The sequence below is a fragment of the Silvimonas iriomotensis genome, from assembly GCF_014645535.1.
In the GTDB taxonomy this organism is placed as follows: Bacteria; Pseudomonadota; Gammaproteobacteria; order Burkholderiales; family Chitinibacteraceae; genus Silvimonas; species Silvimonas iriomotensis.
This window is the reverse complement of sequence record NZ_BMLX01000003.1, coordinates 165,658-190,810: the sequence shown is the minus strand read 5'-3', so window position 1 is coordinate 190,810 and position 25,153 is coordinate 165,658. Positions and strand designations below refer to the sequence as shown.

Annotated in this window: 17 protein-coding genes; 5 read left to right on the top strand and 12 right to left on the bottom strand. The window is 57.4% G+C overall.

The features are described from left to right. Positions 1–3: 3 nt before the first annotated feature. From IEX57_RS12380 to IEX57_RS12345, 8 genes are all read right to left on the bottom strand, one after another. A complete protein-coding gene (locus tag IEX57_RS12380) occupies positions 4–2,562 on the bottom strand; it encodes an alkaline phosphatase family protein (protein WP_188704666.1) in 2,559 nt (852 codons plus the stop codon). 161 nt (positions 2,563–2,723) lie between these two features. Then, positions 2,724–3,167 carry an ion channel gene (locus IEX57_RS12375; protein WP_188704665.1) on the bottom strand — a complete coding sequence of 148 codons (444 nt, stop codon included), beginning with the start codon at positions 3,165–3,167 and terminating at the stop codon, positions 2,724–2,726. Further along, positions 3,161–4,225, bottom strand: a complete 1,065-nt coding sequence (locus IEX57_RS12370) for a DUF2955 domain-containing protein (protein WP_188704664.1) — start codon at positions 4,223–4,225, stop codon at positions 3,161–3,163. The genes IEX57_RS12375 and IEX57_RS12370 overlap by 7 nt, the downstream gene beginning before the upstream one ends. After that, on the bottom strand, positions 4,215–5,330 hold the full coding sequence (locus tag IEX57_RS12365) for an HlyD family secretion protein (RefSeq protein ID WP_188704663.1): 1,116 nt from the start codon (positions 5,328–5,330) through the stop codon (positions 4,215–4,217). The genes IEX57_RS12370 and IEX57_RS12365 overlap by 11 nt, the downstream gene beginning before the upstream one ends. Beyond that, entirely contained in the window at positions 5,327–6,859 is a 1,533-nt protein-coding gene (locus tag IEX57_RS12360) for an efflux transporter outer membrane subunit (protein ID WP_229709002.1), read from the bottom strand. Before IEX57_RS12360 ends, IEX57_RS12365 begins: the two co-directional genes overlap by 4 nt. Further along, entirely contained in the window at positions 6,860–7,993 is a 1,134-nt protein-coding gene (locus tag IEX57_RS12355; RefSeq protein ID WP_188704662.1) for an AI-2E family transporter, read from the bottom strand. It lies immediately after the preceding gene. Between the two features lie 250 nt (positions 7,994–8,243). After that, positions 8,244–10,496 (bottom strand): SdiA-regulated domain-containing protein, encoded by a 2,253-nt coding sequence (locus IEX57_RS12350; RefSeq protein ID WP_229709001.1) that lies wholly within the window; start codon positions 10,494–10,496, stop codon positions 8,244–8,246. 343 nt (positions 10,497–10,839) lie between these two features. Continuing rightward, entirely contained in the window at positions 10,840–12,186 is a 1,347-nt protein-coding gene (locus tag IEX57_RS12345; RefSeq protein ID WP_188704660.1) for a carotenoid oxygenase family protein, read from the bottom strand. Positions 12,187–12,505: 319 nt separating this feature from the next. Between IEX57_RS12345 and IEX57_RS12340 the strand changes: the two genes are divergently transcribed. Continuing rightward, positions 12,506–13,162, top strand: coding sequence for a response regulator (locus IEX57_RS12340; RefSeq protein ID WP_188704659.1), 657 nt, complete (start codon positions 12,506–12,508; stop codon positions 13,160–13,162). Positions 13,163–13,522: 360 nt separating this feature from the next. Next, positions 13,523–14,113, top strand: a complete 591-nt coding sequence (locus IEX57_RS12335; protein ID WP_188704658.1) for a hypothetical protein — start codon at positions 13,523–13,525, stop codon at positions 14,111–14,113. Between the two features lie 3 nt (positions 14,114–14,116). Here the strand turns inward: IEX57_RS12335 and IEX57_RS12330 are convergent, their stop codons facing one another. Next, positions 14,117–14,878, bottom strand: a complete 762-nt coding sequence (locus tag IEX57_RS12330; protein WP_188704657.1) for a TnsB C-terminal domain-containing protein — start codon at positions 14,876–14,878, stop codon at positions 14,117–14,119. Positions 14,879–15,955: 1,077 nt separating this feature from the next. Continuing rightward, entirely contained in the window at positions 15,956–16,336 is a 381-nt protein-coding gene (locus IEX57_RS12325; protein WP_188698240.1) for a VOC family protein, read from the bottom strand. Between the two features lie 551 nt (positions 16,337–16,887). On the opposite strand from IEX57_RS12325, the gene IEX57_RS12320 reads away from it, so the two are divergent. The 3 genes from IEX57_RS12320 to dsr1 all read left to right on the top strand — a co-directional run bounded on the left by IEX57_RS12320 (position 16,888) and on the right by dsr1 (position 22,585). Further along, positions 16,888–17,277, top strand: a complete 390-nt coding sequence (locus IEX57_RS12320; RefSeq protein WP_188698237.1) for a hypothetical protein — start codon at positions 16,888–16,890, stop codon at positions 17,275–17,277. Between the two features lie 232 nt (positions 17,278–17,509). Beyond that, the gene (locus IEX57_RS12315; protein ID WP_188698235.1) at positions 17,510–18,664 is read left to right on the top strand and encodes an RpiR family transcriptional regulator; all 1,155 of its coding nucleotides are present in this window, start codon (positions 17,510–17,512) and stop codon (positions 18,662–18,664) included. Positions 18,665–18,760: 96 nt separating this feature from the next. Then, positions 18,761–22,585: an anti-phage defense-associated sirtuin Dsr1 gene (gene dsr1, locus IEX57_RS12310; protein WP_188704656.1), complete on the top strand. Its 3,825-nt coding sequence runs from the start codon at positions 18,761–18,763 to the stop codon at positions 22,583–22,585. Positions 22,586–23,050: 465 nt separating this feature from the next. Here dsr1 and IEX57_RS12305 read toward each other — a convergent pair whose 3' ends face one another. Together IEX57_RS12305 and IEX57_RS12300 are read right to left on the bottom strand one after the other, a co-directional pair. Beyond that, a complete protein-coding gene (locus IEX57_RS12305; protein ID WP_188698228.1) occupies positions 23,051–24,076 on the bottom strand; it encodes an alpha/beta fold hydrolase in 1,026 nt (341 codons plus the stop codon). 380 nt (positions 24,077–24,456) lie between these two features. After that, entirely contained in the window at positions 24,457–24,933 is a 477-nt protein-coding gene (locus tag IEX57_RS12300; RefSeq protein ID WP_188704655.1) for a hypothetical protein, read from the bottom strand. Positions 24,934–25,153: the final 220 nt, after the last annotated feature.

Sequence of the window (25,153 nt, the reverse complement as noted above, 5' to 3'; positions counted from 1 at the left end):
GGATCAGAAGTTGAACATGGCCATCAAATCACCCACGGCCGTCTTGTTGGTCGGCAGATAGGCTTTTTGCGCTTGAACGGGGTTGGGCAGGCGGTCGCGACTGCGCTTGGAGAGCGGCGCCAGTTTCCAGTTACGCTCGATGAATTTCAGTACCGAGGCGTGATCGTAGTAGGTGTGATCGACCATGCCGGCGCGGGCATACGGCGACACCACCACCATCGGGATACGCGGGCCATCGCCAAAGAAATCCAGATTCTGGATCGGGCCGGTATCAAAGTGGCCGCCGCCTTCATCGGTGGTGATCAGGATGGCGGTATTGGCCCACAGCGCCGGGTTGGCCTTGACCTCATCCACAATGTGCTTCAGATAAGCCTCCAGGTCAGCCGGGGCCGAGTAGCCGGGGTGGCCGCTGGCCAGGTTCTTGGGCACCACATAAGACACGGCCGGCAGCGTGTTGCTGGCTACGTCATGGTCAAACGTGGTCAGGTTCACCAGGTTGGCCTTGAGCGCGGCGTTGGTCATGACTTTGGACGACGCCACCAGCGGATCGCCAATCACGTTGTACTGGGCGGCAATGGCCGACGGCGCAAACTGCGCCAGCAGGCCGGGGTTTGTAGCCACGTAGGCCAGGGCCTGGGATTGCGTCATGCCCTGCTGGGTCATCAGGTAAGAAACGGCCAGCAGCGTGCTCTCGGTGGTGACATCGGCCGCATCACGCCCGCCGGTGTACCACTTCCAGCTGACATTGGCGTTGGCCAGCGCCTCGGCAATGGTCGGCACGGTCTGCGGCGGGTAGTTGTAGTTGTTGGGGCCGATCGGGTTGGTGGTGCCGTCTGTGGCGTAGCCCGGGTTGTAGTTGTTCACCAGGTAATACTTGCCGGCGTCACAATTGCTGGCGATGCCCTTGGCCGTCAGCAGGGTCAGGATGGCCTGCACGCCAGGCTGGGTGGCATCGCCACAACCCACGTAAGAGCCGCCGGAATACCCGTCTTGCTGGTAGAAGTTGTCCGTACCCGCCAACGGGTTCGGGTTTTCGATCTGGCTGGACGGCGGTGTCGCCACGGTGCCGGCGTTGTTGAAGTACGGCATGTCCCCGGTCGCCACCTGGAAGAAGTTCATGCCCGTGCCGCCCATGACGGACTGGTGATAGTTGTCGCTGATGGCGTAGGTTCTGGCCAGCGTATTGAAGTACGGCGCATCACCGGCCGACATGTTCATGAAGCCCATCAGCTCGCCACCCTGGGCCGGATTGGACGGCGTGATGCCACTGGTATCGCCACCCTGACCGGTCTGCGCGGCCACCCACATGAACATGTCCAGCTTGCTGTTATCGCCGCCGGTTTGCTGCCACATCTGGAAGAACCGGTGGACCGGGTCACCGGTCGTTGCGCTCAGGCCCAGCTGGACGCCCAGCGCCGAAGAATCCGGTTGGGCGTACGGCACGTACTTGCTGATCTGGAACGGGCCATTGGGCAGGTTGGCCGGGAACCGCGTGTCCGCCACGCCACCGGCCGTGCTCAAGGACGAGAGATCAACAATGCCGATTTTCTCTGGCTGCAGCAGCGTTGCATAAGCACTGCCGCGGGTCGGGTTCAGCGTGTAGCTGGTCTGGGTGGTTCCTTTGTTCTGCGCGGCCAGGGCAAAGTTCGGGCCCGGCGTGCCATCGGCATTGACAATGCCTTGCGACAAGAGGTTTTTCACCGTCTGGTCAGAGGTCGTCTGGTACGTGCCAAACAAACCGTCAAAGGTCTGGTTTTCTGCCACGATCACGATCACGTGCTGGATCGGCGTGGTAGTCGCGCCCTTGCTGATGCTCTGCGCGGCCACAACCGGGCCATTGGCCAGCGGATTGGGCATTTTGCCGGTCAGCGGCAACTGCAGGGACTGATACGTGCTGGAACCATCTGCCGCCACGGTCTGGCCGCTGGCATCAATCCGCTGGCCGACGCTGATGGTGTTGTTGTGTACGGTGATGTGGGCAATATCAAAGAGCTTGTCCAGCGCGGAACCAATGCTGTAGCTGGCGCCAACGGGATCATTGACCGCGCTTGAGGGCACGCCCAGGGCGGTAAACAGCGGCTGCAGCACGGTATCGACGTCGGTCACCGCCTGCGCAATGCTGGCAGCCGACGGGTTGGCGGCAGACAACTGCGCGGCCGTCGGTGCGGCGGTCAGCGTCTGGCCCAGTGCGCGTTGCGTCACCAGCGTGGTGAGCGGGTTCAGGTTAGCGGTGGTGCTGCTGCCAGAGGCCACAATGGCCGACAACACGGCCGGCGAGCCATCGCTATCGTTCACCGGCACGGTCAGCACAAAGGGTGCCTTGCCGCCTTTGAAGCTGAGCGAGAAATTGCCGTTGGCATCGGTGGCCGCAGTCTGCAGCGTGGCGCCGGTGCTGTCTGTCAGCGTAACCGGCACACCGACCACGGCAACACCTTGCGCGGCCACACCAGAGAGGGTTTGCGATGCGGCCGGGGCAGAGGCCGAGGAAGAAGAATCGCTGCCACAGCCAGCCAGCGTCAGCAAGGCGGCGGTACAGGCGAGCGTCAGAATGGAGAGTTTCATGGGATTGGCGTCGTAGTTGGAATCGTTGTCGCCAATCAGACCTTGACCGCCGCCTGTACTGGCCGGCAGATAGTCACAACTTTATGTGTCACCCCCATGAACGGGATGTGTCATCGCAGTGAAGGATGCGTGACCCGCCGCGATGGCGCCCAGGCGGGGCATCAATCGCCCGCGTCGGCGCCTCTGTTGCTGTTTTTGATCAGATCCTGCAACACGGCCATGATCATGGCGGCGGTCATGCCGAACATCAAAATGCCGTTGCCGGTTTCCAGCGGGCCCAGGAGTTTCCAGGCGTTGCTCATGACATGATCGCCATACCCCAGCGAGGTGAAATTCACCGCCGAATGAAACACCGCGTCATACCAGTCAGTAAACTCACCCAGCCCGACAAACAAACAGCTCCACGCCAGAATCTGGATGAAATTGCCCATCATCAGCAAGACCATGGCCACCCCCAGCGCAACCAGCCCGCCCTGCATGAACCCGGCCCGGCCCTTTCTGGCGACACGCCGGAAGTAATAGCGCACGCACACCCCCATCATGGCCACTTGCGCCACCAGACACAGCAACATCATCGGCAGGCCGACCAGCAAGTTCATCAGCATGTTGATACTCCATTGCGCGGCCCCGCCGGATGAAAGCGGAGGCGGACACGTTCCAGCACATAAATGGCGGCCCAGGCATACAGCGCGACACCGGTAAACAAGGCCAGCCGGATCACCGCAGCGGTCAATACGTCTTTGCCACTGGCACTGTCCTGCACCGCGGGCCCCAGAAAAATCACCAGCGTGATCATGGCGTTCAGCCAGAACGACGGCGGGTGCCGGGTGGGCAAGATGCGATACAAACGCAGACCCAGCCAGCACAGCGCCAGGGTGATCCACAAGGTGTACATCCATAACGAGGGCCACAGGCTTAGCCCCAGCCAGGCCAGCAGCGCCAGCCCGGCGCCAAGCAGCGTTGAACCCAGCAACTCGCGGCCGGCGTCCCTGGCATTGAGCGAACCCGCCTGCTGGCCCAGCGTGGCGGTTTTCATGATGGCGGCCATGTACAACGCCGGGTTCTGCAGCGCCAGCAGCAAGACCGGCAACACAATCAGCACGCCGCGCACGGCCAGCCAGACCGCATCTTCGACACCTGGCTTGTGCGGCGCCGCTTTGGGCAACTGGCGCAGATCAGGCAAGAGCAGATGCATCAGCGTGCCGGACACCGCGCCCAGGATCACCCCGCCCGCCAGCGCATGCACCACTTGCAAGGCCAGCGCCTGACCTTGCACGCCAGCGACCGGGATCAAGGTAAAACTGACCAGCAACAGGCTCAGCAGCGGGTGCGATTGACGTGTGCCGATGAAAAAAATGGCAAACAACCCCAGCCCGATCAACAACAGCGCAGCGACCGCGTAGTTTTCCAGCAAGGGCACCAGCAACACGCCAGAGCCGATCAGCAGCATGAGCACGCCCGCCAGCACGACGCCCTTGCCCAGCGCAAGCGCCGGTCCCGGTTTACTCAGCAACAACAAGGCCATCAGCAACGACACATGCGGCACCGCAAAAGCCAGACCATACGCCGCCGCCAGCGCCAGCCCGCCGCCCAGCCCCAGGCGCAAGACCAGGCGACTGGGCTGATCAATCACCGGTTGCGGCAGCCGCAGGCTAGTAAACATAAGAGAGCTTGCTCATCAGGTGCAGATACAGCGCGCCCAGCGCATTCAACAAGCCGCCCTGCCCGGTAAAGACCATGACCTCGGCCTGACCGCCCACGCGCAAGCCATGAATCCGGCCTAGTTCCTCCGGCAAAAACTCGATCGCGACCGGAAAGCGCTGCGCCTGGCGCAACCAGTCCCGGTTGTTGTCGATGGTGGGCAGGCTCCCGGCCGGCGTGGCTTTGCCGGCGCTCACGCCATTGCCAATGCTGCGCACCCGGCCCTTGAGCACTTCGCCGGGCATGACATCAAGCACGATGCCTACCTCATCGCCCACTTTGACGTGCCCCAGATTGTTTTCCGTCATCTCGGCGCTGATCCACAAGTCATGAATGGCAATGAGCGTCATGGTGGGCGCACCGGCCTTGGCAGACTGGCCGGTATCCGTCTGCAGATCAGTCACCAGACCGCGCGAGGGCGCGTAGACCGTGGTTTGTTGCAGATCCAGTTCTGCCCTGGTGACGGCAGAACGGGCACTGGCGATTTTGGCATTCACGTTTTCATCGCCACCCATGTTTTCTTGCGCGCGGACCACCTCTGCCGCTGCAGCCACGGTCTTGGCCCGGGCTTGCTCACGCGCGGCCTGCGCGGTTTCCAGCCGCCGCACCGAGATCGCCCCCGGGTCTTCGGCGTACAAGGACTCCTGGCGATGCGCGTCTTGCTCTGCCTGCAACTGGTTGGCCTGCGCCGCGCGCAGCGAGGCTTTGGCCGAGGCCACCCCGGCGGCGCCGGCAGACACGCCTTTGCGCGCTGACTCCAGATCCGCATTGGCTTTATCAAGCGCAATGCGGTACTCGCTCTGATCCAGTTCAAACAGCGGCTGGTTTTTCTGGACGTCGTCGTTGTTTTTCACCAGCACCTTTTTGACGATGCCCGCTACTTCCGGCGCAACCGGCACCACAAACGCCTGCACCCGCGCCTGCGACGTATAAGGGGTGATGCGGTCGGCCGCAAAATACCAGACCAGGCTGAGCGCAATCAGCAGCAGCAACAGCCACTGCATGACGCGGGCCGCGCGGCCGGGCGGGGGCGCCGCCGTAGCGGGTGAAGGGGCAGATTCGCTCATGGTTTTCCCGTCATGAAATCCTGGTCAGAAGCAGGCAATGGCGCGTCCAGCAAGTCGCCCCAACTGGTCCGCTCCTTCATGGTTTTCAGGGTGGCGTCGTCCAGCAACGGTTGCGGGCGCGCCACTTGCCAGGCGCCGCCCATGGCTTTGTAAACCGCAATCAGGTTGGCCACGACATCGCCCTGATTGGTGACCACCCGCTCTTGCTGGCTGAACAGCGCCCGCTGCGCATCAAGCACGCGTTCAAAATCCGCCATGCCTTCGCGATACTGGATATTGGCGATCGCCAGCGCGCGTCGGGCGGCAATCTCGCCTTCATTCAGCAACGCAATCTGCTCCAGACTTTTGGCGTAAGAGACCGCGGCATCGTCCACCTCCCGCGCGGCCTGCAAGACGCTGTCCTGATATAACTCCGCCAGCGCCTGAAAGCGCGCATCCTGCACGCGGACGTTATTGGTGATGCGGCCATAATCAAAAATATTCCAGGTCAGACTGGGGCCGAGACCCAATGTGGCCACCGTGGGTGACCCGGCAACAGAGGTGGCCGAGACCCCGAGCGAGCCCAGCAGCGTCAGCGAGGGATACAAATCTGCCTGCGCGACCCCGATCAGCGACGATTGGGCAATCAACTGCATTTCAGCCACGCGGACATCCGGCCGGCGGCGCAACAGGTCAGCCGGCAGATCGGCCACCATCAAGAGCCCGGCTTGCGGAATCGCGCCAGTGCCGGATGCCATTTCCGGCAAGGGGCCAGGGGGCCGCGCCAGCAAGCCGGCCAGCGCGTTTTGCGTGGTGCGCAAAGACGCTTCCAGCGCGGGGATACTGGCGACCGTACTCAGGTATTGGGTCTTGGCCTGTTGCAGATCAAGTTCAGACTCGTTCCCGCTTTGGAACAAGTGCGTGGTGATTTCCAGGCTGCGTTTCTGGATGTCCGCATTGGCATGCACAATCTGCAGCCGCGACTCCAGCGTGCGTATCGCCGCGTAGACCGTGGCGGTTTGCGTTACCAGCAGAATGCGCACGTCGTCATAGCTATCGAGCGAGGCGAGGTAACTGGCGTCCGCCGCTTCAATCCCCCGCTGAAAGCGCCCCCAGAAATCCAGCTCCCACCCCGCATTGAGGCCGACGCTGTAACTGATTTGCGACGACGTGGCGCCACCAGACGGACGCGTCGCGGTATAGAGCGCACTGCCAGTGGCTTGCTGCACTTGCGGATAAAGATTGCTGCCGGCAATGGCCAGTTGTGCGCGCGCTTCCATCACCCGCAGGGCGGCGACCTTGCCTGAGTGGTTTTTGCGCAGGGCCTCTTCAATCAGCCCGTTGAGTACCGGATCGTTGAAGTGTTGCCACCATTGCGCCATGTCCGCTTGCTGCTGCGGGGCCAGCGCAAGGCTGCCGCTGTGCCAGTCAGGGGCAATTTCTGCGGCCGGCCGCACATAATCGGGCCCGACCACGGTGCAGGCCGACAGCCCGATGACCACCAGCAAAAGGCCACCACGCCGGGCGAACCTGGCCACGATGCCGGTCACTTAGTCTTGCCCGACGGGGTCAGTCTCTGTTGTCACCGCCAGCACGGCGTCTACCTCGGTCTCTGTCTGCATGGCCACCCAGTCCATAAAGATCTGGTAGCCCAAAGCCAGCATGACCGCGCCCACAAACATGCCCAGAATCCCGCCGGACACCATGCCGCCCAGCGCACCCATCAGCACCACGGGCATGGGGGCATCTACCCCGCGGCCCAGCATCAACGGTTTGAGCACATTGTCGACCGCGCCAGCCAGCAATAACAAAACAGAATAAAAAATGGCGAGCAGGGTCGAATAAGCGCCACTCATCCAGATATATGCAATGGCCGGCAAACTCACCAGCAAGGCGGGTAATTGGGCAATGCCCAGGATCAGCGCAATGATCGCCAGTACGCCCGCAAATGGAATCTGCGCCACCAGTAAAATCACGCCCAGCAAGGTGGCCTGAATAAAGGCAATCCCGATCACGCCTTGCGCTACGGCACGAATGGTTGCCGTAGATAACACCACAAATGCTTCGCCTTTTTCTGCCCCGCCAAAACGCCGGCCAATAGCCCGTGCGCTTTGATGGCCTTCATGCCCGAAAGCCATGATCACGCCGGCAATAATGAATGAAGCAAAAAACTTCAGCAGCCCGCCGCCAATACCGGCCACAAACCCCAGCGCCTTTCGGGCCAGATCGCCCATTTTGGGCTGGTAAGACTGGATCAGCCCGGGCAGGTCCGTCGCTGCCGCATACCATAATCCATGCACTTTCTTGCCAATAATGGGCCACGATTCCACCGAATCGGGCGGCAGCGGAATTGTCAGCGTATTGTTTTTGATCAGGTCAATCGAATTGGTAATTGCATCTGCAAGCGAACTGGATAAAAGCACCATGGGCACAAAGATCAGCACAATACCCAGGATGATAATCAGCGTGGCCGCCCTGCCCTGACTGCAACCGGTTTTTCTGACCACCATCTGATGCAATGGAAACAGCGTTACCGCCAGAATGACCGCCCATAACATCAGCGTCATGAACGGGCCAAAAATCTGATAACAAAACGCCGCCAGTGCCGCAATCAAACCGGCCTGGATAAATACATCAAGCAAGCGGCGCGACAGTACGCTTTGCACCTGGGCAGTAATAAGCATGATGGTTGATCCAGAAAGATCAATACGTTGCGGGCTGACCAGAACAACACACGCTATCCATGCAGCATGGTGATGCGCCGGGCCTGGGCATTGCAGGAATGTGCTGACTACAGACTAGAAGGGGAATGGCGGTTATTCCAGGTGCCTTCGTCCCTGCACGTGGCCGGTTGCGGCGGGCCGCCAGAATAAAAAAACCGCCCGAGCGCATCGGGCGGTTTTTCTGGAACACGCTGTACTGCAACAGCGCTGGTTACAGGCCTGGCGAACCGATCGAGCCTGAATCGCCCGGCTCCTGGAAGGCATTCAGCGAACCATTCACCGCAGCCACATAGTTAGGCGAACTGATCGAGACGGTATCCCACACGGCAGACACCTTGGCGGTGCCGCCGGTAAAGACCGCACCCGCATGGTTGCTGGCGGCCACCAGTGTTGCGTTGGCACCGGCCACGGTCGGGATCGCCTTCAGCGTGCCGTCGCCTTGCGTGGCACTGATCGGCGCACCGTAGTTCACGGCAGCAACCACATTGCCGTTGGCGTCGTACACGATCACCGCGTCGCCCTTGCCCAGACCGATCAGATTGGCCGGGTCCTGGTTGACGTTCCACATGGCCACCACCGGCACCGACGAGCCCAGACCCCAGGTGTTACGGAAGGCGGTTTCGCCCGTGCCCGGTACGCCAGAGACCACGACCAGACGCTGGCCTGCCGCCAGAGTCGTGCCTGCGGTAAAGGCCGCGGTGTTGTTGGCGTCGTTGACGTCGGCGTGGTTGTCGCCCCATTTCCAGCCGGTCAGGTCAATGGCCGAGCTGCCGTAGTTGTAGATCTCGAAGAAATCCTGGCCGCCGGTGGCGTTGGAGTTCACTTCGGTAATCAATACGGTCGGGGCCGGTGCGCCGGCAGCGGCGGTGGTAAAGCTCTGCGAGGTGCCGGCATAGGCGTTGCCATACAGATCGGTGATCACGCCGCTGGCCAGTTGCACGGTATAGCGGGAGCTATCCTGCAACGGCGAGGTCAGGGTGATGGTCACGCGGCCACCGTTGAATTTGACCTGCGTTGCATCGTTGATCGACACAGTACGGGTATCCGAACCGTTGCTGATCACGATATTGCCGCTGCCTGCCTGGACGATCTCGCTGAACTGCATGGAGAAATGGCTGCCGATGATGCCGGTTGCGCCATTGACCGGTGCAGTGCTGGTCAGGGTCGGGGCGGTCTGGTCCACCGTACCGACGGTGGTGAACGCGAATGTACCCGCGTCAGTCACCGCCGCAGTGTTGGCTCCGGCGGTCGTCTTGATCACACCGGACTGGTAGGTGATGTTGTACGTGGTACCGGCCACCATATAGAACTTGGGATGCACCTTCATCACGCTGCCGCTGAAGGTGACTTGCGTGGGGTCGGTCACGGCGATCGTGCGGGTATCGCCCGCGCCATTGCTCAGCACCAGGTTACCGGTGCCGGCTTTCACCGCCTGATCAAACGTCAGGTACAGATTACTGCCAATGCCCACGGCCGCCTTGCTGGTGGTCGGCTTGAAAATGGTCAGGCCAGGCAGGCTGGGGCCGGCGGCCTGTTCGCCCACCGCGTAGATGGTGCCGTCCGGCGCCATGGTTACGCCTTCGTTCTGGGCCGTGGCGCTCATGTACAGGCTGCTGAGCATGTTGCCAGCGCGATCCATCTTCACGATGCGGCCATCCGGTGCACCAATGATGACGACGTTATCGTAATCCGGTGCGCTGGCCGGCACGATGTTCGAAACCGAGAACACATCGTTGAAAGCCGAGAGCCCGGTTTTGGCAGCATCAAACAGCACCGGCGGATTGTCGGTGGTCGGCAGGATGGCCGAGCCATCCGGCGCGGTAGCAGAACCCGTGGCAAAGTTGATTGCGGCCTGGAAAATGCTGGTCGGCTGCGACTGGCGCACGGCGACATAGCCGCCGGTTTTGGTATCAAAGGTCACACCTTCGATCCCCACATTGGACACCGTCGTACCCAGTTTGACCGCTTGCACGTCGGTGCGATGCAGCGTGCCACCGGCAGTGTAGGTAAACAGGTTTACCTGGCGCAGGCGTTCTTCCACCAGTACAAACTTGCCGTTGCCAACATAGGTAATGCCTTCGGTATCCTGGAAATCGCCGGCGTTAAGCGTCATGGAATCGATGACATGGCCATCCAGTTTGGAGACCTGCACCACGGCCGTGCCGCCATCACCGATCACAAACAGCGAATCCGTGTCCTTGTCATAGGTCACGCCAGAGGCTTCTGCGTTAAGCAGGTTGGCACCGGTGCCCACTTGCAGGGCGTAGCTGGCGGTTTGCGTATAGTTGTTCAGATCCCAGGTGCTTTGCGGATCAGTAAACGTCAGCGCCGGGACTTTGCTATCAACCGGCAGGCTGCCGCTGTCTGTGGGCGCACTGGTGCTGCTGCTACCGCTACCGCCGCCACATGCGGCAAGGCTGGCTGCCAGCACCGCCGGGATCAGGAAATTGAGATTTTTTTTCACGATGCTCTTTGGAGAGTGAGAGTTTTTATACGCAATCGCGACGTGATCGGCCTGGTGTTCTTGTCGGTGCCGAACCAGTGGCGGTTGATCGATGTTCATGACCGGATCGAACCGGTTACTGCCTCGTGGGCAAGTAACACACCTGTTACGGGTATCAGCAGGCGCCGCAGCCATGAGTTGTGCGCGGCGGATTGTGGCAGCGGCAAATGTACATACCGTGACAATCTGGTTACTTTACGAACCATTTACATACCCGCAATACGGCGGCCCGCAGGCGGCGCCAGAAACAAAAAAGCCCGGCAAGCACATGCTTGCCGGGCCGTTTGAACCGCACCGGGCCGGGTTAATCCGCCAGCCAGCCACCATGAAAACCGAAAGGCACCCGCACCGGCAGGTGGATGGTGGCAACGGGCGCGCCGGTAAAGTCTTGCGCATCCAGGATGACCACGTCGCTCAGATCCCGGTTGGCATCGTAGACGCTGGACATGATCCAGCCGTCGTCCTCAGCCACCGCGCCCGCCCGGGGCACAAACACGGGTTCAGACGTCATCCGGCCCGGGCCGTAGTCATGCTCCAGCGTGGTGCCGCGCTGCATGTCGTGCTTTCTGGCCGGGCCAAAGCTGAGCTGTTTGCCCCAGTGCGCCGTCCAGGCATAGCGGTAAGGCTGCCCTTCAAAGCGCGCGTTGATGCGCGGGAACTCGCTACCGCGTTCGTCCACCACGGTTTCGCGCAACTGGCCGCTGCGGCGATCCAGTGTCCAGCGGACCAGAATGCCTTCGCCTTCGCCGGGGCCGTGATGGTCGTGCACAAACACGCGCAGGTGCCGGACCAGATCAATCATCGTGCAATCGCCCTCATCCCAGGCGTTGACGAAATGAAAAACAAAACAGCGCGGCGCAGTAAACCATTGCAGGCGTGACTGATCGCCATCGCGCGGCAGTAGCCCGATTCTGGCATCGCGGCGGTCATCCCACAGCCAGGGAAACCCGGCCCGTGCCCGCGTTGGCTGAAAGGTGACCGGTAAATCCGGAACCACCACAAACGACGCCGTGATGGCCGTGTCATGCACCAGCGGAATATGGGGCAAATCAATGCGGGACCGGGTGCTCGCGCGGCCATCGGGCCCTACCACCACATAGCGCACCGGCTCGCCCGGTTCATAGGTCAGCCCATGCAACTCGCCGGTCAGCGGGTCAAACCGGCTATGCGCGCTAAAGCCCGCTTCCAGTGTCCCGTCAAAATCCGAGCGCGCCACGCTTTCCAGATGGTCATCCAGCTCCACCGGCAGCGCGCCCGCCTCCACCACCGCGTACAACTTGCCGCCCACCCGCGCAAAATTGGTGTTTACATGGCCAGCACGCTGCTGCGGCGCCGGGCCAGGAATCGGCGCCAACCCCAGCGTGGCTGCTGCCATGCAGTCCTTGATAAAACGGCTGCGATACCACTGCGCCTTGCCATCACGCAGGTACAGGCCATGCGCCATGCCGGTTGCGTCAAACCAGTGATAGCGCGTGACATCGGGCGCCGTAACCGGGTTGGGGCCAATCCGCAAAAAACGGCCGCGCAGTTCTTGCGGAATGCGGCCGGTGACCGGCAGGTCAAACGCCGTGGTTTCGGTCTTGACCGGCGCAAAGTTGCCCGCCAGATAAGGCAGGCCAGAGACAGAATCAGTCATGGCTTCATCGTTCATGGGCCTGGCAACACCTGTGGTGATCGGGTGGGGATACGCCCCGCGCCAGCGCTACGCGGCGGGACGGCTACGGGAGTATTGGCACACGGTGGCCCGATCGCCACCGCCAGACGCACGCCGCAGATCAACAGGGCAAGGGCGGCAACGGGCAACCGGTACGCCGACCCGCCATGCCCCGGGCATAGGCTTTATCTGATTTTTTCGAATTTGTTCTATATTTGGCCCCCGCCCCGCCGCCGTACGATGCGATCCAGATAGCAGATTGAATGAAACGGCCGCGCTACCTGATCAAGGCAACGGCCCCACTGGAGAACACATCATGATCCGGGTTTTGGTTGCGGATGATCATCCGCTGGTACGGCTGGGCATCAAGGGTGAACTGGCAACAGAGCCCAATGTCGCCGTGGTCGCAGAAGCGCAGGATTCAACCGGCATTGTGGCGGCGCTGGCCACCGGCGGCGTGGACGTGCTGGTCACCGATTACGCCATGCCCAACGGCCAGATTGGTGACGGCATCCGCATGCTGAGCTACCTGAAGCGCCATTATCCGGCACTGAAAATTGTGGTCGTGACCGTGCTGGAAAACGTGGCCCTGATCAGAAGCATGAAAAAGCTGGGCGTGGACGGCATCATCGGCAAAAGCGACATTGGCAGCAGCATTGCCAACGCCTTGCGCCATGCCGTATCAGGGCATGTCTATCTGTCGGAGTCTGTCCGCAATCTGGAGCGCGACTTTGTACCGACGCGCGTAGCCACCGGTGCCAGCCCCAAGGAAATTGAAGTGCTGACCTACCTGGCCCGCGGTGCCAGCATTATCGAAATTGCGAAGGCATTTAACCGCAGCGCCAAGACCATCAGCACACAAAAGCGCTCGGCCATGGTCAAGCTTGGCCTGAAAAACGATGCCGAATTGTTCCGCTATATCGCCCAGGCCGGCCTTGTGAACCGCGGCAGCGACGCGCTCGGGGCAAGATGAAGAAAGCATTGCGCCAGGCGCAGCAGCAAATCCCGCATGACCCGGCCAGCTGTCGCTGCGCCGGGAGGCGGGCGATTGCGCCGCGGCCGTCCGCAAACGGGTTTTCTCCAGGTTTGATTTGATGGCATTCATGGCCGCGTTGTTCTTGCCGCCAGGATCAGCGCCAACGTCGCTCAGCACAGCCAATGCGCAATCCGGCCCGTTATTCGGAGAGCGATCAGACAAGCTGTCAGTTGTTGCAGGTGAAACCGTTTTACCCCGGGGTATATAAAACATGCACTGCAGCGCCAGTGTTTAACGCTGGCTAAAAACCCGCCATTTCACATTGCAAATGGCCACCTCCAGCCCGGGAATCCGCTCATGAGTGTTTCATATATCCCCACCACAGGCGGTTCAACGCTAAGCCTTGGGCAAACCACGCCGCGCATTGATGCATCGAACACGCTGACGGGCGTTAACCCCCAGATTGCGCCACAACACGATTACATCGCGGATTTCGAAAACGATATGGTCAATATCACCCGGCCAGCAGCCAATCGGGCCAATACCGCGATCCAGACCATTTACGACCAACTCACCCGGGTACAAGCCAATTTGGCGCAGCAACATCCACAGATCGCAAACAGCAACTGGGATGTCGTACTGCAAGATGGCAAACTCAAAGTCACTGGCAAGCTGTCGGACTCTGATCGCGCCTGGCTGGAAAACGCATTGAATGCCAACACCGATCTGGTCAACGCGGCCAGGTCGTATAGCAGTGCCATCGTGACCTACTTCCAGGGCACACCCGACCACCAGCAAGTCCCTTCGCTGATGGGACAGGACGGCCGCGCGTACGACTCCGCGCATCCGTTGCTATGGCTTCAATCACGTCACTCAAACCATCAAGGATGTCCTTGGAGTCGTTCCATTTTTGCTGAAACATTTCCGCTCAGTACATCACGTTATTGATGGTTAGTCACCAATGTGATCGTTCCAGATATCCAACGGCCGGGCCAGGGAACGGGAATTCGGCGTGAGGTTGAACTGGTCGACCACATACTTGTGCAGCAGATACACCAGTGTTTTGAACCGGAGGACTGCATCTTTTGCCGGATCGTAACCAAATCGTTTCTGGTAGATCGCAAAGGTTTTACCTGGCAGTGACTCCAGGAAAGTCGTTTCAAGATTGCCGAAGAAACGCTCGATGCCAGCCTTGAACGTTGGTTTCCGGGGTGGGCACAGAATGAGACGGGAGCCCAGACCAGTGATGGCCAGGCGCAGGTTTGTCGAGATGAATTCCTTGGCCCGGTCTGCCACGTAATGCTGACCGAAGCCGGCGCAGGGCCACTCATTGTCCAGCAGCCCATCCCAGATCGAGATATAGCCATGGGCCAGGACCGAATGTCTCAACGCGCCATAAACAGCCTCTAGTCCCCCCTGGTTAAAGCTGACGTAAAAACCCAGGACCACCCCGGTAAAACGGTCCTTGATGGTCGTAAGCCATGGACGTCCGAGCGGCAGCCACGCGGCATCCGTGCGCGGTTGGGTCTTGATGTGTGAGATGTCCTGGCACAATGCCAGAATGGCTTCGGTGTTCTCTTCGAGCAGAGACTCAAAAGCCAATGATTCGCCGGTTCGGCGATCTGAAGCGACGCCGACTGCGCGATGCACGACAGTTTTAACAAGGTCACGGGCGGGTTTAGCCGCCGACCGAGATTTGGATTTTCTGGACACGATCGTTCTCCTCGCCTGCCAGCCATTTGAACTGGCAGGCGCGATACGTCGAAGCACCCGTCATCGGGCAACTTCGTGTTGCGGTTTGGGAGAAAAGCCTTGACCGCGGCAAGTGACCAGGTATACTGACGAGCGACTCTACTCGTAGTAACAGTGGTTCACCTTCCGGTGTTCTTGCTGCGGAGCAAAGACAATCCTCCTGCTAGAGGTTTGTACTGCTTCAAAATTGGTATGTAGTCGTTACGCCTCCTTGTCTGCTCGGACGCAGAAGTGGTGGTTAATGGATACAGACATGCCTCAGTCGTCTGGTAAACGTCTGATAGCATGTTTTACATACTTTCTTGCAAAACCTTCGCAATTCAGTTGCGAGGGTTTTTTGCATTTCAGTGCCTTGTTTTCAACCTGCACCGAGCAGGCGATTGCGAGGCCACTTCGGTTTCGGCGGCACAAACCGCGCGCCAAAAACAAAAAACGGCAGCTCCGAAGCGTGTACATCGCCGTGATGTCAGAAAACTTCATGGGCCCCTGTATTCCCCATGACTGCCATCAGCAAAATGTACCCATACCCCAAAGCTGCCGTTCGTGTCATTCCGACAGCGAGCCATCTCGGCTCAACAAGCGATCTACTCTACCGTAAATTTCCCGAAAAAAAAGACCCGTCGGGTCAATTAGCATTTGATTTTGTCATCAAATGCTCATGGTCTTTTTTTGCACGGCAGTTGGCACTACGATAAATACGTAGTGCCAACTGCCGTGCACCTCTCAAAAGTTCCTGTCTCAAAAATACACCGACTCCAGTTTCGTGAGCGAACTCCAGAATTCAACGGACGACGACAGCAGCCTGTCGTCGGTCATTCCCTCCTGAATTTCCTTTCCTTTAAAATCAATGAGTTGCCAAACTTCAGATTTTTGTCTCGCCCGTTATGCGTCATTTAATTCTGAAGTTTTCCGTGTTTCGGTCATTAGAAACTGGATTTTTCTAACCTACTGCTTTGCATGGATTTTTCCTGGCAAGCGTCAAAGCAAGATCTCCGAGCCGATCTGGTTGTATCAGCCCCGTCCCCTTTTTCCGCAACATCACACAGGCTCGTTAATGACTGCCTCGATCCGGTAGCCATCGGGGTCGATAATGAACGCCGCGTAGTAGCAAGACCCGTAGTGAGGCCGTAACCCGGGTAAACCATTGTCCCGGCCACCATGCGTTAACGCAGAGGCATGAAATTCATCGACCGCAGCACGCGAACCAGCCGCGAACGCCAGATGAAATCCCTCGCCAGGAATAGAGGCATATGCCGGCACCAGCTTGATGGCAAATTTATCACCGCCACCGGGATACCCATACCCTACCGCTGTGTCATCGGTCCAGGCTCGCACGTAACCCAATGACCGGAGCACAGCGTCATAAAAGGTAGCTGCCCGGTTGATATCTGAAACGGCAAATGAAAGATGGTGGAGCATTCGCCACTCTGTTTAGTTACTGTTGATGGTCAACCAATCTTGAAATGATTGCCCTGAAAGACCTGACAATCCGCCGACTCAATCGCACTCGAGAATAAACATCAGTTTATCGGGCCTCAGGCTTGACTGCCCGTCCTTTGGTTTTGTCTTGGGGGCGCAAACAGCACCGACGATGCCTGACCGGCCGCGCTCAATTCACTGTGAGTTGCTGATCTTGTCTCGTACCTGCATCAGCGCAAACCCCTGCAGGTTTAGCCCACACCACCAGTTTGGATCACCGACCTTCTGATCATGCTGCGCCAGCCCAATACCCGTGTCAGGCACCCTTGAGTGAAAATGTTTCATTCGTCATGAGTTTTGCGAAAAGTTACGCCAAATCATGGCCATAGTACGCAGAAGCAATTTCTGATAGCCATCAAAATCCATTCCATCGGCATTAGCGCCACGCTCAACGCAGTCTCAGATGCGCACTGGCGCTGGTTCTTCCATCCAGTGGACGGGCCTGTGACTAGCCCATTGCATTGAATATTAATTTTTACAGGAATTGAGGAATGCGATTTCTCAGGATCATCACGACACTTGTCTGTTTGTCTGCCTTGTTTGGTTGCGCAACGGGATCATCAATCGTTACTGGAAAAACAAGGCCCGCCGTAAGTCCTTCCCAAGTAAACATTTATCTCGATCCACCGTCCCAGTTTGAAACCATCGGCATCGTAGAGGCTTCCAGCGAGATCGAATTTTCAACGCAGGCGGCACAAGACCGGGCAATCAACGAGCTGAAATCCCAGGCCGCCAAATTAGGAGCCAACGGTGTTCTTCTCATGGGCGCTGAGAGCAAATCCGGAGATGCGTCCGGTTTTTACTCTGGTGGAGTGTTCTATGCGACCGCAAGTGAAAAGAAGGTCGTTCACGGAAAGGCAATATTTCTAACCAATGAGTAACCCTCAAGGTTATCTATGGTCATTTTCTGGTGAGCACCGCCCCATCTACGCGCGAACCCGACCTCCACTTTAAAGCGGGTCACCCCACTATGCTTGCCAAGGACCCAGCGATTTATTGAGTTTCTACGGGGCCGACTGGGCGACTAACTTTACTTACTTCAAACACATGCAATAGTTTATAACTTGGCCGTGTTAATTATAATGGCCATGTTTACCAAGCAGATGAGCAGCGATGGCGAAATCTCTCACATCAGAGTCAGGTGCCAAAGAACTGGAAAAACGGGTCGCCGAATTCTTCCGAAACTCTGGCTGGCTGGTCATCGATGATTTCCCCTCATTCAGCAATGAACCCGTTGGCTTGCTGATTCAACGGGAATTGGTCCGGTACAGTGTTGCGATCAAATCCCTCGCCGAGAGTCGACCGGATCGGGTGATCCCCCTTCTAGCACAAGCTATCCTGATTGCGACGACAAATGCGCGAAACAACATTGGGTCTCACCCACTTGCGGTCGTCTACGTTGAAAGTGCAACCCCATCGCTGGCGAGGGCAGTTGGCGCGTTCAGGGAGAAATACGCGTCCGATGTGTCTGTTGGGATCATCTCTGGAAACGGACTGAGGCAATTTCGGGGAGCGGGGCTTGAAGAACTAAACGCGGAACCCTTGGAGAGAAGGAAAAACAGCAATTCTTCAACCAGTACCCCCGTAAATCTGTTCTCAGACCTCAATCAGTGGATGCTGAAAATATTATTGGCGCCGGACATTGCAGTCAGCCAGCTACACGCGCCCCGACAAAAGTATCGAACCGGTGCTGAGTTGGCAGCTGCAGCACAAACATCCCAGATGAGCGCTTCCCGTTTCTTGCAGCAGCTTCGTAACGAAGGATTTCTGGATGAGTCCTCGCGATCAATCAATCTGGTGCGACGCCGTACACTGTTCCAGCGTTGGCAGGCGGCAACGATGAGGCCCTCACAAGAGCTGCCAATGAAATTCCGATTCCCGGGCAAGAGGGATGAGCAGATCAAGTCGCTATTTGCAAAACTGAAGAGTGAGGCCTGTCTGGGGTTCTTTGCTGCTGCGGATGCACTGAACCTGGGACACGTCATTGGAGTGCCACCTTATATTTACGTGCCCACACTGCCTCGCTCTGAAGACAGCGACTGGCGAGTGCTAAGGGTTGCATCAGCTATGGAACCGCCCGATGTCATCCTTCGGCAGGCATCCACCCCGAAGTCAATCTTCAGAGGGGCCATCCACCAAGATGGCGTGCATGTCGCAGATGTTCTTCAGGTCTGGCTGGACGTAGCAAACCACCCTTCACGAGGCACAGAACAAGCCGCTCTGATTTACGACAAGGTCATTCTCCCTCTTGAACGCAATGGGAAATGAGCGAACGAATTTAAATGGCTGGCAAGACTGGTTCTCACTCTCTCACCTAGCCGTCTCTACACAACTAGTGGGCAAGAAACGATAAGAGGTTAACGGGTGCAATTCATTGCAAATGGGCCTGATATCCCAGATGAGCTGTTACAAGCTCACGAAGATGGGCGCGTAGTTTTCTTTTGCGGAGCCGGAATTTCGTATCCGGCAGGATTGCCAGGATTCGGTGGACTGGTAGAAGCAATTTATAAGCTCACCGGCACCACCTTCAAACCTATTGAAAGCGAAGCTTTCAAAAGAGGGCAGTTTGATGCCACTCTTGATCTCCTTGAACGACGGCTGCCCGAGCAACGGTTAGGGATGCGTCGTGCATTGGCAGAGCGGCTCAAACCCAATCTACGGCTTAAAGGTGCTACAGATACGCATGCAGCCTTACTTCGGTTAGCGCGGGTTGGTACTTCGTTGCGGTTAGTGACTACGAACTTTGATCATCTGTTTCACGCAGCTGCAAAGCGCACAAAACAGGCATTTCAGACCTATTCAGCACCGATGCTACCCATCCCCAAAAAAAGTCGTTGGGACGGTGTGGTCTACCTACATGGACTCCTGGGCGACAAAGCTGATGACGTGGCACTAAACCGTTTGGTTGTCACAAGTGGTGATTTTGGTCTGGCATATCTTACTGAGCGTTGGGCATCTCGCTTTGTCAGCGAACTATTCAGGAACTACGTCGTATGCTTTGTCGGGTACAGCATTAACGATCCAGTTCTTCGCTACATGATGGATGCACTAGCGGCAGACCGCATGCAGGGAGAAACAACACCGGAAGCGTGGGCATTTGGTGACTGCAATCCTGGGCAGGAGAGTGAGAAAAAGATTGAATGGGAAGCCAAAGGGGTTACCCCAGTCCTCTATGAGGTACCCACTGCTTCACACGATCATTCCGCGCTTCACAAGACATTGCAAGCCTGGGCCGAAACCCATCAGAACGGGGTTTTGGGTAAAGAGCAGATTGTGGTGAACCATGCACTTGCCCGACCATCGGCTAGCAGTAAACAGGATGACTACGTGGGGCGGATGTTGTGGGCCATCGCAGATAAAACTGGATTGCCTGCTCAACGATTTGCAGAACTGAATCCCGCACCATCGCTGGACTGGTTTCTAGAGGCGTTCACGCAAGATCGCTTCAGGCATGCTGATCTTGTTCGCTTTGGTGTGCCCCCCGACGCCTCAGTGGATGACAAGCTCAAGTTCAGCCTAGTCCACCGGCCTTCTTCATATTCAGCGGCCCCTTATATGTCCTTGGTGTCGCGTATGGCAAACGCGCCTCGGTGGGACAACGTGATGTTTCATCTTGCGCGCTGGTTGCTGCGCCATTTGAACGACCACCGATTACTCATCTGGGTAGCCCAGCAGGGGGCGCAGTTGCCGGACCACTGGATCAACATGATCGAGTTCCAGTTCGGGAAAATTCTCAAGCTTGAAAATGAAGGCAAGGTTGCCGAACTGGCGGAAATTCGCGAGCAGGCACCTAATGCCATACCCAATCAGATCATGCGATCGCTCTGGCGGTTATTTCTCTGTGGCCGAATAAAGTCGACGGCATACTCACCGGATATTTATCGCTGGAAGGAACGTTTGAAGCGTGACGGGCTGACTACAACACTGCGGCTGGAATTTCGCGAAGTCCTTGCCCCAAAGCTGACTATCCGCGCGCCCTTCCGGTTGGTGGAGGAGCAAGACTCTTCAAGCGAACCGGGGAGGTTGAGACATCTTGTTGACTGGGAGCTCGTCCTGAACGCCGATCACGTAAAAGTGACGCTCTTCGACTCAGCAGATGCGGGCTGGGCAGATGCTCTTCCGGCGTTGCTTGATGACATTGAGCTCCTGCTGCGTGACGCACTGGATTTATTGCACGAACTGAACGAAGCGGATGAATTTCAGGATCGTTCTCATTGGGACTTGCCATCTATTAGCTCCCACTGGCAGAACCGTGACTTCAGGGAATGGGTGTGTCTAATCGAATTGTTACGCGATGCGTGGCTGCATGTTCTCGAAGAAAATCTTGCGCGAGCCCAGTCTGTAGCTTCGGGCTGGTTTGAGGTGCCCTATCCCACATTCAAACGTTTAGCACTGTTTGCAGCAAGCCAGGACAACTGCATTGCCGCAACAACGTGGAGCGGTTGGTTGTTGCGTGATACAGCTAAATGGCTGTGGGATGGGCAGACACAACGTGAGGTAATGCGTCTCTTGGTTCTGCAAGGAAAACATCTGTTCCAAGCAGATCAGGAAGCACTTGAGCAAGCCATTCTTGCTGGTCCACCACGCGACATGTTTGTCTCTGATCTCGAAGAAGATAGATGGCAACACATAAAAGACTCCACGATTTGGCTGAGGCTTGCAAAGCTACAACAAGGTGGTGTCGTCCTTGGGGGAGCCTCCTCTGCCTATCTCGATGCAATCACTGTTGAAAACCCGGAATGGAAGCTCACTGAGAATGAGCGTGAGGAATTTTCTACATGGATGAGTGGTACGGGTGACCCCGATTATGTGCAAGAAATCGACTTAGTTGTAACCCCCACCAAGCGCGGCCCACTCGTGGCGTGGCTCCAGCAAACTCGATCAGGAAACAGACCTTTCTACCAAGATACGTGGCGTCAGGTATGTCGCAACCATTTTTGTAATAGTCTTGCGGCGCTATGTGATCTTGGACGACAAGGGATATGGCCCGCTGGACGTTGGGGTGAAGCCCTGTATGCATGGGGTGAATATAGGCCTGCGCTTCGCCGCTGGCTTAGCGTTGCCCAAGTCCTCAGTCAAATGCCTAGTGAGGTGTTGGTGGAGTGTGCCCACGCAGTTACCTGGTGGGTTATGGCCGTTTCCAAAACCATAAAGAAACCAGAACATGAATTTCTCAAACTGTGTGAAAAACTGCTGACTTTTCAGTTTGCTGCTGATTCCACGATGACGACAAATGGTCAGCCGATAGACAAACCCGTGACGGAGGCACTCAATCACCCCATTGGACATATCACTCAGGCTTTGCTCAATGTATGGTTCACAAGTGAACCGAATGACCACGACCTGCTACCCGCTGAACTTAAGCCACTGCTCACTCAACTCTGCGATACCCGGGTAAAGCAATATAGGCATGGCCGTGTTTTGCTTGCTTCGAGGTTAATCGCATTTTTCCGAGTAGATCGTCCATGGACAGAAATTAACCTGTTACCGCTTTTTAGCTGGAGTTCAGACACCAAAGAAGCTAAATACGCGTGGGAGGGTTTCCTGTGGTCCCCTCGTTTGTATGCTCCCTTGCTCAACGCACTTAAACCTGACTTTCTGGCAGCTGCCGCTCGCTACGAATACTTGGGAGAGCATGCGCGGCAGTACGTTACTTTTCTGACCTATGCGGCGCTTGAACCGGTCCCCGGTTTTGCTGAAGAGGACTTCCGTGCCGCAGTGGAAGAACTACCACCCGAGGGATTGCTTCAGTGTGCACATGCGCTGACACAGGCGCTAGAAGGTGCAGGTGACCGCCATCAGGAGTATTGGAAGAATCGGATTCAACCATTCTGGAAGAATGTTTGGCCGAAATCCCGAGAACTTGTTTCTTCCAAAATCTCCGAAGCAATCGCGCGGCTGTGCATTGCTGCACGAACGGAGTTTCCTGTTGCAATCACGTTGCTAGGGGGGTGGCTGCGCCCGATTGAACATCCATATTACGTGATGCACCTTCTTGTGGGATCCGAGTTGTGTAAATCTTTCCCTGATAAAGCGCTGATTCTGTTGGACGCAATCATTGATGGACGAAGTTGGCCGCCGAGTGAGCTAGGTCCCTGCCTGCAATTGATTTCAGCAACCAACCCTGAGCTTGCAAAGGATGCTCGCTACCAACGGCTGCATGCGTTATCGAGACAAATGCTAGGTTAATACTGGAAGAAGCTAGCCATTAGGCTGATTTTCATGCAAATGCGACGGGCTGAATCCAACCTGCCTCTATGGCACTGGCTGGTTTCTTAAAGCCAACCAGTGTCACCCATGGATTACCTGACGTTAATCACGGCAGGGCAATCCACCCCCTGACAGCCTCTATACAAATCCATCAGCATGATGAGCGCACCTAAGACAAACGGTGCCTAGCGAGCAAAGTCGCCGAAGCCGCTCCAGCGTCAGGAGACGTGCTTTATGGACAACGTGGACAACGCTGCAAGGTGCTCCCAGGGTCCGAAGCGTCTACTTTGGCCGATAAGTAGTCGAACCCACAAAACTGCTAAGTGGTGGCAGCGGCAACACCATGTCCGGAATCCACGCGCGGTTTACGCAAGGCACAAAAAACAAGGCGGCCCGGTTACCCCAAACCCGCATCCTGATACAACGGCACGTTTGTGTAGCGGGTTAACGAGTCGCCGCAGCTGGGAGTGCCGCCAGACCGGCCAATAGTGCCTTGTGAAAGGCTTCCGGGTCTTGCATTTGTGGTGCATGCCCCAGGTCTGCAAATTCGACCAGCGTGGCATGTGGAATCTGCCGGGCGGCTGCTTTACCCAACTCCGGGTAACGGCCCAGCGTGGCGCGGATGGCTGGTGCGGCCAGGTCTTTGCCGATGGCAGTGGTGTCTTTCTGGCCAATCAGCAACAAGGTGGGCATACGCAGCTGCTCCAGTTCATAAACTACGGGCTGGGTGTAGATCATGTCGTACAGCAGGGCCGAGTTCCAGGCCACCCGTTCACGATCCGGGCCACGGTACATGCCGGCAAGCATCTGCACCCACGGCTCGTAGGCGGCCCGCCATTGACCCGCATAGTACGTGTTCTGCTCGTAATTACGAATACCTTCTGCGGAGGTTTTGAGTTCGCGCGCGTACCACTGGTCCACGGTGATGGTGGGAACGCCCTTCGCTTTCCAGTCCTCCAGCCCGATCGGATTGGCCAGTGCCAATTGCTCTACCCCGTCCGGGTACATTAATGCGTAGCGGATGGCCAGCATGCCGCCGGTGGAGTGGCCCAGCAGGGTAACCCGGTCAATGCCCAGCGAGGCCAGCAGGGCATGGGTATTGTTGGCCAGTTGCTGGAAAGAATACTGATAGTGCTCAGGCTTGCTGGATTTACAGAACCCGATCTGGTCCGGCGCAATCACCCGATAACCCGCCGCGGTCAGCGCCTTGATGCTGCCTTCCCAAGTTGCAGCACAGAAGTTTTTGCCGTGCAGTAGCACCACGGTGCGGCCATTGGGCGTGGCCGGTTTTACGTCCATATAGGCCATGCGCAATGGCACGCCCTGAGAGGTAAACCCGAACTGCTGCACCGGCGCCGGATAGTTAAAACCCTGAAGCTCTCCCCCGTAGACCGGAGCGTCTTGTGCAAATGCCGGCAAGCTCGCCGCGGCGTACAGGCAAAGAGCAATGGTCAGTAGCTTGAGTTTCATCGTGGTTGTCCGGCTTTGAATGATCGGGGGGGTCCGACCAGCTAGTACGCAGATGGTTCCACCCTGTGTATTCCGATGGTGTTGATCAATAGTTCCGGAGATACTGCGGTGGCATGCCGGTCCTGTTGCGTGATCCGCTCAGCTTCGTCGATAGGCAGAAAAAAAGCGCCTAGAGGCGCTTTTCCGGGGTCACGCCGAAAATGCATAGCTCGCCGTTCATTTGGTCAGAGATGATTTGTCTGCTTATCGGCCAAAGCAGTCGCTTAGTGCTCTCGGCAAAGCAGTCCGCTTTCGACCCGTTGCTGCCGCGCGCTTTGAAATAGCAGACCTTTACGATGATGTTTTGTGCTGGTTAGTGCACCAACAACTTCGTCACTTTTCTATCCTTGATCGAAGCTCAGGTAGTTCAGGTAGCTCCCAACAACCCAGACTACACACCAGCTGTTCACATTGCTTTCATCTGTGAAAAGGGGAGAGTTCTCAAGCGACACGCTATCCTGAAACACCTTTTTATTGGCGTTCACAAATTTACAGCAATCTGCACTTACGTCGCTCGGTGCTTCGCAATTGCTAACAAGCCATGCGAAGTCGTCGCCCCAATCTGGATTTGCAAGCGCTTCGGATGGGGGCTTTAAATTCAGCTTGGCAATAACTCGTGGCCAATCAGATGGAGTTAAGTTGCAACGGATCGCAAGCCTGTCATCAACGCCAATGCCTCCACTATAAAAATTCAAGGAGTAATCGAGTCCATTGATTTGAGGGGCGAAACCCAGAATGTTTTGGATGATGCGGACCACTTTGTTTTTATCTGCATCCGAACTTGTGTAGCGGTGGTCAATCCCGTCGTAGGGATGCATATCGGACTCCTCCATGTAGATGCCTACAGTTGTCATACGGGTCTGATTGTCCGCTTCGGGACGAAAGGCTCAACGGCCGCTTGTGGCCGACAGCGGCCAACCTGGCACATTGGCCTCAACGACTGCTTTGGCCGATTACCCGCCAGAGCCAGTACGCCATGCCTTGGTCGTTCGACTGATCAGTGCCCTGCCACTGAGAAGGTTATTTCCCGGCACTCAA